This window comes from Dyadobacter pollutisoli, assembly GCF_026625565.1.
Classification (GTDB): Bacteria; Bacteroidota; Bacteroidia; order Cytophagales; family Spirosomataceae; genus Dyadobacter; species Dyadobacter pollutisoli.
In genome coordinates, this window is the sequence record NZ_CP112998.1 from 2,647,291 (window position 1) to 2,663,580 (window position 16,290).

At 45.2% G+C, this 16,290-nt stretch carries 12 protein-coding genes; all 12 read right to left on the reverse strand.

Features of this window, described 5'->3' with window-relative positions:
• Window positions 1-65 precede the first annotated feature (65 nt).
• Window positions 66-242: a DUF7683 domain-containing protein gene (locus tag ON006_RS32430; RefSeq protein ID WP_445438764.1), complete on the reverse strand. Its 177-nt coding sequence runs from the start codon at window positions 240-242 to the stop codon at window positions 66-68.
• Window positions 235-1,779, reverse strand: a complete 1,545-nt coding sequence (locus ON006_RS10895; protein WP_244819809.1) for an RHS repeat-associated core domain-containing protein — start codon at window positions 1,777-1,779, stop codon at window positions 235-237. Before ON006_RS10895 ends, ON006_RS32430 begins: the two co-directional genes overlap by 8 nt.
• On the reverse strand, window positions 1,688-2,494 hold the full coding sequence (locus ON006_RS10900) for an RHS repeat domain-containing protein (protein WP_310590188.1): 807 nt from the start codon (window positions 2,492-2,494) through the stop codon (window positions 1,688-1,690). The genes ON006_RS10895 and ON006_RS10900 overlap by 92 nt, the downstream gene beginning before the upstream one ends.
• A 116-nt stretch (window positions 2,495-2,610) precedes the next feature.
• Window positions 2,611-3,027 (reverse strand): DUF4279 domain-containing protein, encoded by a 417-nt coding sequence (locus tag ON006_RS10905; RefSeq protein WP_244819811.1) that lies wholly within the window; start codon window positions 3,025-3,027, stop codon window positions 2,611-2,613.
• Between the two features lie 12 nt (window positions 3,028-3,039).
• The gene (locus ON006_RS10910; protein ID WP_244819812.1) at window positions 3,040-3,588 is read right to left on the reverse strand and encodes a polymorphic toxin type 33 domain-containing protein; all 549 of its coding nucleotides are present in this window, start codon (window positions 3,586-3,588) and stop codon (window positions 3,040-3,042) included.
• Complete coding sequence (locus tag ON006_RS10915) at window positions 3,573-3,965, reverse strand: RHS repeat domain-containing protein (protein WP_244819813.1); 393 nt, start codon at window positions 3,963-3,965, stop codon at window positions 3,573-3,575. The genes ON006_RS10910 and ON006_RS10915 overlap by 16 nt, the downstream gene beginning before the upstream one ends.
• A gap of 116 nt (window positions 3,966-4,081) precedes the next feature.
• On the reverse strand, window positions 4,082-4,501 hold the full coding sequence (locus ON006_RS10920; RefSeq protein WP_244819814.1) for a DUF4279 domain-containing protein: 420 nt from the start codon (window positions 4,499-4,501) through the stop codon (window positions 4,082-4,084).
• 12 nt (window positions 4,502-4,513) lie between these two features.
• Entirely contained in the window at window positions 4,514-7,702 is a 3,189-nt protein-coding gene (locus ON006_RS10925) for a DUF6443 domain-containing protein (RefSeq protein WP_244819815.1), read from the reverse strand.
• Window positions 7,703-7,960: 258 nt separating this feature from the next.
• A complete protein-coding gene (locus ON006_RS10930; RefSeq protein WP_244819816.1) occupies window positions 7,961-9,142 on the reverse strand; it encodes a PP2C family protein-serine/threonine phosphatase in 1,182 nt (393 codons plus the stop codon).
• A 41-nt stretch (window positions 9,143-9,183) separates the two neighbouring features.
• Entirely contained in the window at window positions 9,184-10,014 is an 831-nt protein-coding gene (locus ON006_RS10935) for a sensor histidine kinase (RefSeq protein WP_244819817.1), read from the reverse strand.
• A gap of 39 nt (window positions 10,015-10,053) precedes the next feature.
• Complete coding sequence (locus tag ON006_RS10940; RefSeq protein WP_244819818.1) at window positions 10,054-13,755, reverse strand: sensor histidine kinase; 3,702 nt, start codon at window positions 13,753-13,755, stop codon at window positions 10,054-10,056.
• The gene (locus ON006_RS10945; protein ID WP_244819819.1) at window positions 13,752-16,289 is read right to left on the reverse strand and encodes a hypothetical protein; all 2,538 of its coding nucleotides are present in this window, start codon (window positions 16,287-16,289) and stop codon (window positions 13,752-13,754) included. Before ON006_RS10945 ends, ON006_RS10940 begins: the two co-directional genes overlap by 4 nt.
• Between the last annotated feature and the right edge of the window lies 1 nt (window position 16,290).

Here is a 16,290-nt window from a genome sequence, read left to right on the forward strand (position 1 = left end):
TTCACCGCGTTAAAGGGTCGTGTCAGATAAAGGTTAGAAAATTTTCCATCTGAGATGTTTTGGGTTCATTTTTGATAACATTCCATTTGATATATGTTGTTGAAAAAGTGAAAATCTATACTTTTAAATAATTGCAACTGAGATGCTTGTTCTTCGGCTATGTCGTATGACATAATTAAGTTGGGATCATTCTCATAAGGGGTAAAAATTGACTTTAAAGATTCAATAGGAATATCAAACAATATTTCGTCGATTAAATCTTACTTCTCCGCGCTGATAATCCCATTCCAAAATTTTACCATCAGGTGTAACCCACCTTGTTCTCTGATCTTTTGAGGGTACCTTTTTCGCATCCGGAAATCCAGGCAATGTTTTTGGCGGGGAGTTATAATCTAAAACCTCAGGCCCCCTCAAAACCTCACTATCGACCCCCATTCCCTCCAAAAGCCGGGCAATATCCTCAATAACCGAAGGACCTCTCAAATAGGCATCAACCCCAGCATAACCAACCGGTATCAACAAAGGTAATGCCCGTGGCATAGTCGTTGGTATAGAACTAGGGCCGAAAATAGGAGAAAAAGCGCCTGGTATAAGCATCGTCACACTAGCCGATTGATCATTGCGCCCATGCCCAGATACCGTGGCCTCACCCACGCTTTGAGTCGCACGCGATCCGTTGTCAAAGACAATCACATCTCCCTGATGAACAGGCTTGTTGGCATTAGCGCTGGATGTATCTAACCCAAAAGGATCTGTATACAAGATGGGATTATTGATGGCGTAGGTGTAACCTGCTTGATCATTGTTTTTCTCCGTCATCGGATCCACAACACCCCAACGCCCAACTTCCGGCATATACATCCTGGCCCCATAATCCAAATACCCACTCCCAACCTGCAATTCTTTCTCATTGTAAAGATACCTGTTTACCCAGTTCTGCACTTTCGGCAATGCCCCATCCCGATTAATACTCAACCCAAAAGGATAATAATCACTCCGCTGCAATGTCTCCCCGTCGTTATTAAACACCACCCTTACATTACCTAAATGATCTTTCAAATAATACTCAAAAGCCAGTTTGCCAGCTTTCAAAACCGCTTGCCCCTCACTCAGCCCAACCCGGTACAATGCATTAACGGCCCCAACCTCCCGATATTCGAAAGCCCCTGCATACTTCAAAGTCAGCGTATCCGTCACATACTTATGCTTGGTGCCAGCCGCGTCATAATCGTAAGTAAGTGTCTTGCCAGCAATGGTTACCGTTTTGGGCAGGTTCAGGTAATTGTAGGTCAATGTAGCACTTCTATTCCCATCCGTGACCATATTTCCATTACCATCATAGGCATAATTGCTAACCCCACTCTTCACACCCAAATTGCTCCCCGAAGCATCCGTGACAGCCGAAAGCCGATTGCCGACGTAGGCATAACCCAGATTATCAACCGCAGCTCCGGCCCGCGCCAGCGTTTTAATGCTGCCGTTTTTGTCATAAGTAATGCCGCTTTCCGTATCAACATACCCCAGCAATCCCGCGGATGCGGTTAACCTGTTTGCACCATCATAATTAAAGCCAAGTCCCTTGGTAAAAGCGGCTTCGTCTTTATTAAGCCATTGCATTTGAGAAATGTTGCCATTGCTATAGTTGCCACCGTTTGCGTAATTGAGTCCAAAACCGAAAAAAGGAAGGTCAGGGTCTGCTATTTGCATGGGCACCAACCTGCAAGCCACCGTAGCTGAAACCCACTGTATATCCAGTTGCAGCCCATAAATAGTTTCCAAAATTCATTAAATTATGGGCTGTATTATCCCCGCTTGGGAGGAACAACGAATTGGATTTCATGGTGTTGTCATCAAAATTTGCATCGGGGTATTTCTTTGGAAGTATTGTGAATGAATAATCAAAGTCACCTCCTCCCTGGCTCTCCCATCCGAAATTTAATTTTCCGGATCCAAATGCCCCTTGTCCGCCCATCATTGCTTGAATATCTTTTTCACTAACAAAAGTGAGAGTCGTAATGGTCCCATTTCTAATATCCTTAGGGTCTGCCAGAGGATCCGCAAAGTCGTAATTTTGCTTTGCTCCCGTTTTTGAGTTTTCAACGACCAGTTTATCTGGCTGATCGTTTTCGTCTATTCGTACAAATTTACCACTCTCATTAAATACAAAGTCATCAGGGGCCATCCCCGAAGGATCAACAAATCTAATTGCGTTATTGAAACCGTAACTGTATGGAGACCAGGCTGGCATCTTTTCACTTAACGGATCAACCCCCCCCCATCGCCCAACCTCCGGCATATACATCCTGACCCCGTAGTCCAGAAGCCCCGTCCCAACCTGAAACTCCTTCCCATTATAAAGAAACCGGTTCACATTGTTCCTAGCCGAAGGTGTCTGCATCGGAGCATTCCGATCAATCTCCAACCCAAATGGATAATAATCCGTCCGCTGCAAAATTCTCCCTCGCTCATCAAAAACGACCCGGACATTGCCCAAATGTTCTTCCAGGTAATAATCAAAGCGGATTGTTTCTTTTCGGTAAACGACCTGTCCTTCACATAAGTTAGGGTTTTACCGGCATGGTTACAGTTTTGGGCAGGTGAGTGGTTTATTTATGCATTTTGCAAACAATACAAATCCAGGTCAAATTCAAATCTCAGTTCTTTTGCAAGATCATGATATCTTGAAGATAGGTGTACGCTTGGCGTGCTTTCTTCATTATTATTAATGAAAAGGGCTAGTGAGAATTCGCAGTAATATATATCGCAGATGGGTTTCAAAAGTTCTACTTTGGGCGTAAGTAAGTCTAAAATAGAATCCATTTGTTGCTCAAAAGGCGTGAACTTATCGGTAGATGCATCTAAAAACCAGCCATTTTCTTTTGCCAATTGCGAAAATTTAGGATTCATCCTTTCTCCTTCAATAAAAATTTTGGATGGAGCAATCTCTAATATCTTTGACAACTTATCATGGGTTATATCCTTGAATCCCCAGATGCAAAAACTAAGATGTATTTCATTCTTATCCATAGAATATTTGTGTTAAAGTTCTTTTAGATTAAAGCCTGTTGGTTCCCCTGGTCCATTACCTCCTTTGGGCTTTTCGTAAACATTACCATCTTTGTCTTTATATAAGTCCCTTTGCCCCCCATGTTTGCCTTTCTGACGGTGGTCCCATCCATCTCTTTTTAACTTCCGTATCTCACCTTCACTTAATTGTTTATCATCTCTCCAATTTCTTTCCCCCTGATGAGAATTTAAAACATACTGATCGACAGTCGAATTTCCCCCCGCTGGTGTCGGTGACAAAACAAAAGCTAGCGTCATCAAAGGTATTGTTACACCCACTTTGAGGGCATTCAAACCTACTTGTGGCGCATTTTCGGCAAAGGCACCTAAGCTATACCATAAGGGCAGGCCGATGGTGATGGCTTCGGAAGGCCTTGCGGCCCGCTCTGCCATTTCCCCCTTGCTATTGTATACACTGGCGGTTTTCCCATCATAAGTAAATAATTCCTTGGAATCCCGGTAAATATCATACGCTTTGTCCTTGGGACAGCTCGGGCAGTCACCTATTACCCGCTTGTCCATACTCCCAAACCGTGTTCCGCTTTTAAAATTTCGTCATCTGAGCCATTAACAGTAAATGACATCATGCCATCGGGATCAATATTTGTGACCGGGTTGTTTTCCGTGTAATTATAAGGGGCTAGGCTCTGGTAAAACTCTGCCATCGGATCAATCACCCCCCATCGCCCGATCTCCGGCATATACATCCTGGCCCCATAATCCAGAAGCCCCGTCCCAACCTGTAAGTCCTTCCCGTTATAAAGAAACCGATTCACATTGTTCCTAGCCGAAGGCGTCTGCACCGGAGCATTCCGATCAATCTCCAACCCGAAAGGATAGTAATCCGTCCGCTGCAAAATCCGCCCCCTCTCATCAAAAACCACCCGAACATTGCCCAAATGTTCTTTCAGATAATAGTCAAAACGGATTGTTTCTTTTCGGTAAACGACCTGTCCTTCACATAAGTTAGGGTTTTACCGGCATGGTTACAGTTTTGGGCAGGTGAGTGGTTTATTTATGCATTTTGCAAACAATACAAATCCAGATCAAATTCAAAGCTTAACTCCTTTGCAAGCGCATGATATCTTGAAGAAAGATGAACACTTGGTGTACTTTCCTCGTCACTATATATATATAGTGCTAGTGAAAACTCACAATAATATTTATTACATATAGGTTTTAAAAGCTCTTTTCTTGATTCGAGAATGTCCAAAAGAGAATCCATTTGTTCTTCAAATGGGATAGATTTATCGGCGGTAGAATCCAATATCCAACCGTTTGTTTTTGTTATCCTTAAAGGGAATTCTTTATTTCTTGCTTCTCCTTTATTGTAAATTTTACTTGGATTTCTGCCGATCAATTCAGTGATTTTATCATGAGTTATATCTTCGAAATCCCAGATACAGAAACTAAGGTGTATTTTATTTTTAGTCATATGTAATTATAGTTAGTTTAGATCATAATCTATTAATTCCCCTGGGCCATTTCCCCCTTTAGGTTTTTCATATACATTTCCCTGTTTGTCTTTATACAAATCTCTTTGTCCGCCACGTCCCTTTTTGTCATGATGACTCCATCCCTTTTTTTCTAGTTGCTTGATTTCACCTGGACTTAGTAATTTGTCATCTCTCCAATTTCTGGCCCCCTGATGCGAATTTAAAACATACTGATCTACAGTCGAATTTTCTCCAGCTGGTGTCGGGCTCAAAACAAAAGCTAGCGTCATCAAAGGTATTGTTACACCCACCTTAAGGACATTCAAGCCTACTTGTGGTGCATTTTCGGCGAAGGTGCCCAAACTATACCATAAGGGCAGGCCGATGGTGGTGGCTTCGGAAGGCCTTGCGGCCCGCTCTGCCATTTCCCCCTTGCTATTGTATACGCTGGCGGTTTTCCCATCATAAGTAAATAATTCCTTGGAATCCCGGTAAATATCATACGCTTTGTCCTTGGGACAGCTCGGGCAGTCACCTATTACCCGCTTGTCCATACTCCCAAACCGTGTTCCGCGTTTTAAAATTTCGTCATCTGAGCCATTAACAGTAAATGACATCATGCCATCGGGATCAATATTTGTGACCGGGTCGTTTTCCGTGTAATTATAAGGGGATAGGCTCTGGTAAAACTCTGCCATCGGATCAACCACCCCCCACCGACCAATCTCCGACATATACATCCTCGCCCCATAATCCACCAACCCGCTCCCAACCTGCAACTCCTTCCCATTATAAAGCAACCGGTTCACATTGTTCCTGGCCGAAGGCATCTGCAACGGCGCATTCCGATCAATTTCTAACCCAAAAGGATAGTAATCCGTCCTCTGCAAAATCCGCCCCCTCTCATCAAAAACCACCCTCACATTACCCAAATGGTCTTTCAGGAAATAATCAAAACGAATGGTGTCTTTCCTGAAAACAGCTTGCCCGTCACTAGTCGCCAGCCTCTTAAATACATTACTTTGATCATACTCAAAACCACCAGCGTACTTAGCAGTCAATGTATCAGCTACATATTTATGCTTTGTACCGGCGGCATCATAGTCATAAGTTAGCGTTTTGCCGCCAATGGTCACTGTTTTGGGCAGGTTTAAATAATTATAAGTCAGTACTGCTCCCCGGTTTCCATCGCCGGTCATGTTGCCATTGCCGTCATAACCATAATTGCTGACCCCATTCTTCACACCCAAGTTGCTCCCTGACCCATCCGTGACAGCCGAAAGCCGATTGCCGACGTAAGCATAACTCAAATTATCCAAAACAACGCCGCTCCTGATCAATGTCTTGATATTCCCATTCTTATCGTAACTGATCCCGCCTTCTGTTTCCGCGTAATTGTTCAGTCCTGTAGACCCTAAAAGCCGGTTAGCTCCATCATAGGTAAAAGCCAGCCCTTTCGTAAAACTGTTTTCTGCTTTTCCGCTCCATTGCATTTGGCTGATGTTGCCATTGGTATAGTTGTTCCCGTTGGCATAGCTGAGCGCAAAGTTGTAGAATGAAGAATCTGGCTCGTTTTCTTTGGTTTTGTAAAAAGTCTGTCCCTGGGTAAGCCAGCCACGGATGTTATGGGTGTAGGTGGTCCTTCTGCGGAAATTAATGCCATCCTCTGAATGAAACCACTTGTGCTGCAATTGGCCCAATGCATTGTAACGCTGGGCAAGGGTGACTGCTTCCCTGGACTTGCTGCCATTGACAACCTTTTCTTTGATACTCAAAAGCCTGTCAGCATGGTCGTAATCGTAAGTTTTCAAATGTACATTGGTACCGGTAGCAATGACCTGCTCAGTCTTTTCCTGGGCAACCACCGGTGCCAAGTCATATTTATATTGCATTGAAACCCGCTCAATGGCACCAGCACCGAGATCGTGAAGTTCCCTGACTGTCTGGACAGGCCGGTACTCAGCATCATAGTAGGTTGCGCTCGTCAGCCACTGATTGGCACCTGCCAGCATCCGAGTCCGGCTTCCGGTTTGCAGGCCCTTGGCGGAGTTTAATGCATTGACGCTGTAAGTATTGACATAGCCCAGGTTAGCTGGTTTTGGGAAAGAGTAATCGTCATAATAGTTGACTACCAGTACATTGGCCTCGGCGATATTGGGAAGTGTATTGGCGAGCGAGTAACCAATCCCTCCCGCAGCCTTGTCTTCATGGTGCACCTGGCTGGCATTGATACTGGCCTGCCAAGTAGCGCGGCTGGATGCAGAAGCGATCTCGCCAGTCAGTATTGCACGGTTCAATGCATCGTATTTGGTGAAACCCCAAACGCCTCGGGCAAGCTGCGCGGCGTCCTGGGAGAGTACCTGCCTGTCAAAATTATCGTAGACCAGATTTACAAGGTCTGCACCAGCTATTTTCTTCACTACCACGCGTCCACGGTTGTCATACTCATACAGGAAAGCGTAGTCAGCGGTGGTGTCATTGTCCTGGTACTGGGGCTGCAAGACGGCACGGAGCTGGCCATAATCATCGTAGACATAATAGGTAGCCAGTATTTCATTGGCGGAAGCGGCCACCTTTCGGCAGACAAGCCTTCCCTGTAAGTCGGTGAACTCGATGGTAGTCTTACCGTTTTCATCAATAGCCTGAACCCGGTACAGCTTTCCTGCCGCGTATTCACCCTGGCTGCTGACGGTCAGCAGGATATTGGCATTGGTAACATAGTCGTAGCGTTTTACCTCACCGGCCATGTTAGCACCGTAACTGATGTTAGAAAAGGCACTTTTGTTGCCGGGGGCCCTTTCTGATAACGGCCGGTTCAGTGCCGAAGGCTCAAAAAGTTTTTCCCGGTAAGCCCTGGCCAGGTCAGTAGGCTCTAAATTGGGGACGTTAGCAGCGTAAAACCCGGCATGGGCAGCAGGGGCGGCAGGCTGGAATGCACCGTTGCCCGGGGCTGCGTAGGGAAGGTAATGCTTTACCTGGCGGCCAAAAGCATCAAATTCAATGGGCTCTACTAAATCAGCGCCCGTAGGGCTCTGCCCGACCGCTACATTTTGCAATGGCCTGCCTAACCCGTCGATATATTGTACCTGAATGTTGACCTTGCTTACATCGTTAGGATCGGCGCCTGTCTGTTTGTAATGACGTGATAGTATGTAGTTTTTGCTTTCGGTCTGCGCGTTCAGGTTTAATGCTACAAACACAATCGATATTGTTGGGAGAACCCACTTGAAAATTGCTTTTCGCTTAAAGACAGGGACGTAAACGCATTTCTTAACTCGGGCAAACAACTCCATGAAAAGCTAGTTTAAGATGAATAATTATTTCAATCATTCATTTAGACGTAGCATCTCAAATTGGTAACAACTTGTTTTGGTGTCGCAATGATTTATTTCTCTTAAATAAATAATCCCGATCTCTCAGACCGGGATTTTCAATGTTAGTACGCTGCATTTTTTAATTTAGCTAGGCAAATACCTCAGCGACAACATCGTAATGTCATCAAACTGGTTAGCCGCCCCGATAAAATCGATCAGACTTTCCAGCGTGGCTTCATTCATTTCCTTCGCCGTTTCTTTGGTCGATCCTTCTCCCGTTGTGAAAAAATCCTGCAGATAATGAAGGCCATATCTTGCGCCTGTCAAATTATTAGCGTCCGTAACACCATCTGTATAAAGTACAAACTTGTCACCTGGAAATAGTGTAGTGGTATGCGATTCGAATACGAATGTGCTGTCGAAGCAAAGCGCCATCCCACCCTCTTTTTTGATAAGCTCTGTTTCACCATTCGCACGAATGATCAGCGGTGGCTCATGTCCCGCATCCACATATTCAATCACGCCCGTTTTGACATTCAAAATACATACAAATGCCGTCACGAACATAAATGATGAATTGTCTTCACTTAAAAACTCATTGACGATCCTTACTTTCTCGACAATGCTATCTCCGTTCCGGTTTGAAAACTGACTCTTGAAAATCGCCTTACTGATTGCCATAAACAACGCGGCTGGTATGCCCTTGTCCGAAACATCACCGATCATGAAAAACAAATGCTCTGAGTCCATCATGAAATAATCATACAAATCCCCTCCCACTACTTTGGCCGGATGGATAAATGCGTGAAGGTCTACCCCAGCTTTACCGATATTGGCGGGTACCGTTTTCGGTAACATACTGCTTTGGATTTCTTTCGCAACACTGAGGTCATTCTGGATTGCAATCAATTGCTCCCTACCCTTTTCCAGATTAGTCAGCATTTCAATGTGCTCTACCGTTTTGGCTATGGTAATTTCCAAATCCTCGAAATTGACCGGCTTGGTCACAAAGTCAAAAGCACCGCGGTTCATGGCCGTGCGAATGTTGTCCATGTCCCCATAGGCCGACACCATGATGGCCTTCAACAGCGGATTCTGCTTTTCATTGATCTTTGAAAGAAAGGTCAGCCCGTCCATTCCCGGCATGTTAATGTCCGAAAGAATAAGCGTTATGTCCCCAGATTCTTCCAGCCGTTCCAAAGCCTCGACACCATTATTAGCGAATACAAACTCGTATTTTTTATCCCTGATCTGTTTCCTGAACAATTGGAGAATGAGCATTTCCATGTCCTGTTCATCGTCAACGCTTAATATTCTGATAGCCATTACCTTTCTTTTTTAGGTTAATATTTTGATAATTTCCGGTCTCAAACCGGCAAAATGATTTTAAATTCAGTCTTTTCGCCAAACACCGACGTCACCGAAATCTGTCCTTTATGGGTGTTAACGACGCTCGTATACGTGAGTGCAAGCCCGAGGCCCGTACCTTTGCCCTGCGGCTTGGTCGTGAAGAAAGCATCAAACAACTTGGACACAATTTCTTCCGGGATGCCGATTCCATTATCACAAACCCTGATCACTACTTCGTGATCTTGCTTTAATGTAATGATCTCAATCACAGGGTCGTAGGATTCTATTTCCTGTTTTCGTTTCTCATTGACGGCATAGCAGGCATTGTTGGTGAGGTTCAGTACCACCCGGCCAAACTCTCCCTTTGAAAGCATGACATCGCCAACTGCCGGATCCAGATTGTATTTCAATGTCACATTGAATTCACGGTCTTCGGCACGCACACTTTGATAGGCCAGTTTACTGTACTCTTCCAGTAACTGGTTCAGGTCCACAGGTTCCAGCACGGCACTATCCGACCGCGTCTGCGCGAGCATTCCTTGAATAATACGTTCAATACGCTTACCGTTCTCATTGATTTTCAACAGGTTTTGAGACAAAGTTTCCAGCATCTCTTTCTCGTCCGCCAGGTCGTCTTCGCTGATGTCTGCCAATTCCTTCTGAACAATGTCTTTCATTTCCTCTACCAGTCCCTGCGACAATCTCGAAAAGTTGTTGACGAAGCTCACCGGATTCTTTATCTCATGCAAAATACCTGCGCTCAGCTGTCCAATTTCGGCTAATTTGTTCAGTTCGAGGATCCGTTGCTGGTAAATCTCAATTTCCTTATCGGTAGTTTCTGGCCCCATATTCATAAAATTTAAAAATGGTATAGTGACATTAATGGGTTAACTGACAACCGGAAGAATAATCTCAACTTCGGTGAATTCTCCTTCCTTTGAACTGACCGACATTCTGCCTTTATGGTATTCAATGATATCTTTACTCATGTACAAACCCAGCCCTGTACCCTTAGACGTGGGTTTTGTTGTAAAAAATGGATTGAAAAGCTGTTCTGTTTCCTTCTTCGGAATTCCCATTCCGTTGTCTCTCAGCCGAATGCAAATGGTACCGTCCACAGTCGCCGTCGTAATGATGATTTCCGGTGCAAATACCTTGTCCGTTTTGGTTCTTTCAAACAATGCATAGCACGCATTACTGACCAGATTCGTAATTACCTGTGCGAATTCAAAGGGCAGCAGGCTCACTTTCACCGGCATCGTATCCAGCGTGATCGTCGACTTTACCGAAAAATCCTTGTACTCATTCAAAACCTCCTGGATCGCGGATCTTGCCTTGGATTCCAGAAACGGGTTCAGCTCCGTGACAAAAAATTCGGTAGACTTTCCTTTTAGCAATTTCTGCATGTCTTTTACAATCCTCGTCGTGCTGTTTCCATGCTCGTAAATCTTTTCCAGGTTCTTTTTGAGCATTGAAAAACCGCTATCAAGATCATCGCGCTCGTCTTCTGACAGCGTATCCTGGTGCTTCTCGGTTACTTCCGTGATCTCCTTCAGCAAACTCCCCGATGACTGAGAAAAATTATTAATGTAGTTCAACGGGTTCAGAATCCGGTCGACAATACCCTTTGTAAGGCTGCCCACCGAAGCAAGTCTTTCCTGCCGGATCAGTTCTTCCTGTGCCGATTTGAGGTTCGAGAGCGTGTTTTCGAGGTTTTCAAGAATATCTGTTTTAATGTATGCACCGATCAAATGTTCTTTCAGGTTCCTGACCATGATAAAATCCCGCTCTCCGAATGCATTCTCATGATCCGTATTTTCGAGCGTGATAAAGCTCTTCACCTGTCCTTCCACCCTGATCAAAATGGTTATCAACGACTTAGGAGCATAAATATCCTCGATCGTACCATTCAGGTTTTCGGACCGGAAATCATTTTTTAGGAAAATATCCTCATAAACTTCCGTCCCGTTTTCCATGTAGCGTTGCTCGGCCTGGTCGAAAGTCATCGATACATTTTCCAGGTCCGTCAGCTCGATTCCACCGGTGATCGCAATGAACTGGTAGGTATCGGTAACCTTATTATGGATCAATGCCGATGCGCTGTCAACGTTTTGGAAAAGACAAAGGCGTTCGAGTACCAGCTGAAACAATTTACCGGTATTAACCTCACTGTTAATGGATTTCACAAAATCATCAATCCTTTCCAGCTGGTCATTGGTAGCCGAAAGCTGCTCCGACTGCTGTTCCAGTTCCTCTTTCTGATTCACCACTTCCTCAGTCCGCTCACGGATCATGTTTTCGAGATCGCGGGTCTTTTTAAGAATAAATGCACGCCTTTTTCGGCTGATAAAATAAATAGCGGCAACGATCAGGATCGCGTACAGGATAAATGCCCACCAGCGCTGATAAACTGGTGCAATGATCGTAAAACTATATGAGGCCTGTTTGCTTTCATTATGGTAAATATTCCTTGCTCTCACCAAAAATCGATAGTTGCCCGGCGGAATGTTGGTGTATTCTTTTTGGTTCTTATTGGTCCACGCACTCCAAGTATTGTCAAAATTTTCAAGGTAAAACTGAAATTCCAGATTATCCTGTGGCACCAGGCTGGTCGCTGAAAACTCAAAACTGACATCATTGAACTTGTATTGCAGCTGTAAGGATCGCGCCTGCGCGGCGCTGCTATCCAGTCCGCCAATGAAGCCATCGAACAAAACGCTGTCGCCTTTTACAGTTATTTCTCTAATAAAAGCCGGATATTCCTGCGCATAATCCTTTTTAATTTTCCGGTCAAAACGCACCAGACCTTCGCTGCCGCCAAACCAGACCACATTGTCGGCATCCGGGTAAATGACATTGATCGTCCGGTCGGAAAGAGGCAAAAATGGTTTGAGAATTTCCTCATATCCCTCTCCAAGCTTCACATACATTGAAATAAATCTCGAATCACCGTTGGTAGTCCAGATATTTTTCTCCGAATCCTCGGTCAGCTCGCCTTTCCAAACGTTACCTGATTTAGGCGTAAAAGCGGAAAATGGTGTAAATTGGTCAACCGATTTTTCATACCGGTAAATGCCTTTGGAATTACTCACCAGCAGCCCCGCCGAAGTACTCGTGAGGTGGTTCAAACTCAATGTAGGCAAACCATTTCCTTCGTGGTAACGTACCAAACTGCTACCATCCGGCAAAACGCGGATCACGCCGGCCTTTTGCGTTTCGAGCCACAGGTTCCCGTCTCCATCCTCCGCTATCTTCTCGATTTGCTCGCTAATTCCATTCAAACGCACCGGTTTGCCGGACCCGCCACCAATGTTAATTCGCTCAATACCACGTTCCAGGCCTACATAAAGCATTCCCGGACGTGCTTGGGACGCGAAAACAAAAAGGGCCATTTCATTCGAAAGCTCAGAAACCTGATGGTTCTTATCGACCCTGAACACCCCTTTGCTCGTTGCCACGTAAAGCGAACCATTCCACTCGCACAGCGACCAAACAGCGAGCCGGAAGGATTTTACAGCTCGAAAAATCTCGTGATCCAGAAAATAGAGACCATTGCTGGTACCCGTATAAATCGTGTTATTGAAGCGAACGACGTCATTCACCTGGCCTCTCAGGTTATTGTCCTCTCCAAACTCGGTAATGGGAGAGGAAATATCCAGCTGTGCAATGCCATTATTGAGCGCAAGCCACAGACTCCCGGACCTGTCCTCAATCCAATAGTTGACATGTTCATCAGCAAGGCGATAATTCTCTTTCACCAATTGCTTCATCAGCCCGCTTTGCGGATAAACCAGCAGGATTTGTCCGTCCTCAGCGAAAATAGCAATCGTCCCATTTTTCAAAAGCTTACCGCTGAAAGCCTCTTTGTCCGCCAAAAACCCATTGACCTCTTTGGAAAAACGGGTAATAACATTGTCTTCCAAGACAAAAAGTCCCTGGTTACTGGTCAGAATGAATATCTTTTTATCCGCATACATCATCGAGTTCACATCCTGCAGAGCAGTCAGTCCATTGGACGTCGGCACAGTAGCGAACACGCCTTCATTGAATGTAGCGAGGCCGTGGCCCTTTTGAAATGTATAAATGGTACCATTTACAAAAAAAGCGCTCGTAATGTCCTGTACTGACTTCCATTGTTTCAGCTGCCGTCCATCCCAGCGAAAAAACTTGTTTTTCGTCACAAAATAAACACCCTGATAAGTCTCGAAAATGTTTAGAACAGCACCGAAGCCATCCAGTTTACCATTCAGGCTTTTGAAAACCGATCCTCCCGTTTTGCTGGTGGACAGATAGCCAAATTCATCTTTACCACCCACATACAGCCGATCGTTCTTGTCCAGAAACAAAGCCGAAACTTTGGAGATATCTGCCGTAGGAATGGTTTTCCAAAACACACCATCGTATTCCAGCACCCCCGAGAAATTTCCGAAATAGAGTACTCCCTGTTTGTTTTGAACAATCGCGAAGTTCTGGCTATGCGCCTTGTAATCCTTCGAAGTGTATATTTTCAGCTGTGACGACGTACTCTGCCCGACTGCAGCCGTGACCGTGAGCACTACCAGACAACATATATATGCGAGGTATCTCATGAGTTTGCCGGGTTAAGAAGTTGATTTTCTATTTTCGCGGCTTCAATGGTGCGACAGACCGAACAATGGAAATCGTCTTCGCTCCATTGCATTGTCTGGTACAATTCTTCAAATCGTTTTGGATCGGTTTTGTGCAAAACATCCAGGGCTGCCTCGGCAATTGCCTTTACGGGTGACACTGCATTCGCGGCCAATGTAAAGGACGTTTCTTCGGACGGAAAATTATTCAATTCTCTGATCGCCAGCGCTTTTGTAGCCACTCCGAGTCTGGAAAAATCCTTGTTGATAATGTCATGCAGCCTTTCCTCACCCGATAGCTTTTGCTGCGGATATAAACTCTGCAATTTCACCAGCCTGTCTGTCAGTGGAATGTCTTCAAAAAGCGGCAGTACCCGGCTTTTGTGTTCCAGCGGAATGGCCATATTGAGAATTTCCAGCAGATAGCTCCTCGTATTTTCATCGCGGGAGCGCACGGAGTCCTGAATGAAGTACAATCTCCTCTCTTTGGTCAGAATAGTAAGCATGTTAATCAGCTCGGACACAGCATCCTGATACTCGTTGGTCAATGCGTCCTGCAGCACCTCGCTATGCAGGAACCTGCTTCTGATAAGGTCTTTTTGGGCCGCTATGATCCATACCATGAATGCAATATGCTGCCCTACTTCCTGAATGACGCCCGGTCTTTCATTCAACTTTACACCATAGCCCCTGGATGCAAGCGCGTCGAAAACCTTATGCCTGATGGCCAGCACAGGGTGCGTTAATTTTTGTCTCAAAAACCGCAGAGCCTGTTCCGATTCGATTTGCTTCACAATGCCGATGACGTGCAGTTGTGTTTCAATCTGATCGCCTGACTTATCGAAAAAATCATTCAATGCAGGCAGTATGCGGTCTCCCATGCTCACGAGCGCGTGTGCTGTGGGTGCGTGAAAAATATCCGAACAAATGTTTTCAAACAGATATGGCCATAATTCCGGGTTACCATTGGTGGCTGCGGCTTTGATCGCGGCAGTTTTTAGCCCATCGTTTTTATCCTGTAAAAAAGGAATGAGGTATTTGAATGCAAGAAATCTTTTGGACTGTCCCAGCAATTCAATCGCTTCCAGCCTGTCTTCAAAAAACGGCGATGTTGCCTTTTTGACTATTTCTTCAAATGGCAGAGGCCGTGGCCTAACGGCTGTATCGGGCTGAATTAGCGCAGGTTCTTCTACGGCATTTTTAGTTTGAAAGACACCTGATAGCCCTGAAAACAGGTTGCCGAGCATCGTTTGGTAGGCCGACTGCATTCGGAACGAAGCGAATGTCCAGCCAATCAGGATCAAAACAAAAACAGACATGATCTGAACGGGTTCACCCAGTCCTACGCGCATCAGTATCAATAAAATGACCCCTGCAAGAATGTAGCCCAGTGGCTTGGCGTAGATTTCCACCTTGTTTTGCAGCGCATGGCTTTCCGTTTTTGAAAGCGGTTGATACAAAATCTGAAACGAGGTATCGCTGAATGATTTTTTAATTGAAATGCAGAGAAACCGGCTCAGCAGAATGTAAAAAAAGACTGAAAAATCGAGGCTCGTAAACAGGATCGCGAGACTTAATACGACGATCAATGCGACCGGCAAAATGATAATCCCCGAAACCAGACCGAACGTCCGTATCGCAAAGCGGTAGAAAAACACTTTGACCAAAAGCTCAATAATGGCGGAAATAAAGAAGAACTGCCCCAGAAACAATGTCAGTTGATCCTTCACAGGAAATTGCCGCTTTACTTCTACCGAGAATATGAATTCGCCAAAGTAAACGCCCAAAACCGGCAACATACCCAGCAAAAGCAATAACATCTGGTAGTCATTTTTGAAAATAGGCTGGCCTTCTGATATATCTTCGCCTTCGCCGCCAGGGTCGCTCGTCGTTACCGCCAGCTTTTGGTTATAGTTCGCGATAATCACCAGCATGAACCCGAGGGAGATCACAAGGGCTGCCATGCAAATGTAAAGCAGCTCCTCGGTACGCATTACCTTGCTGTTGAGCAGCACGTTAACCGAGAAATAACTGACAATGGAAGCCACCACATCGCCGGTAGCGATGAGACTGAAAATACGTTTTGCCTGTTCCAGGTTAAAGATCTTGGAGGAGGAAGTCCAGAAAGTCACATTATTGACGTAAACCGAAACCCTGTTCCAGATAAACATCACCAGCGTGATCCATTTTAAGGCCGTCGCCTCATAGGAAAACATCATAGCGGCCACCGCAGCCAGCTGAAACAGGATCAGAATTACTGACAGCCGCGAAAAATTGACCTTCCTCTGAAATGAAACGTTGATTTTACCAATAAAAAAAAGCAAAACCCCGCCACCAATGTAAGCCACCGGAAGCATGAATTTGTCGTAATTGACCAGAAACAACGCATTGGCCACCAGATAGAATATATAGATCGATACACCGCTGAAAAATGAATAGCAGAGCATCAGCAGAACAGGTTTTTCCTCTTCCGGCTTTATATTGAGTGCGGCATATGCAGACTGTTTCGACAGCATG

Coding starts and splice junctions, on each gene's coding strand:
- ON006_RS10905 (WP_244819811.1), bottom strand. CDS start 3,027: ATGGATAAGAATGAAATACATCTTAGTTTTTGCATCTGGGGATTCAAG.
- ON006_RS10910 (WP_244819812.1), bottom strand. CDS start 3,588: ATGGACAAGCGGGTAATAGGTGACTGCCCGAGCTGTCCCAAGGACAAA.
- ON006_RS10920 (WP_244819814.1), bottom strand. CDS start 4,501: ATGACTAAAAATAAAATACACCTTAGTTTCTGTATCTGGGATTTCGAA.
- ON006_RS10930 (WP_244819816.1), bottom strand. CDS start 9,142: ATGGCTATCAGAATATTAAGCGTTGACGATGAACAGGACATGGAAATG.
- ON006_RS10935 (WP_244819817.1), bottom strand. CDS start 10,014: ATGGGGCCAGAAACTACCGATAAGGAAATTGAGATTTACCAGCAACGG.
- ON006_RS10940 (WP_244819818.1), bottom strand. CDS start 13,755: ATGAGATACCTCGCATATATATGTTGTCTGGTAGTGCTCACGGTCACG.
- ON006_RS10945 (WP_244819819.1), bottom strand. CDS start 16,289: ATGCTGTCGAAACAGTCTGCATATGCCGCACTCAATATAAAGCCGGAA.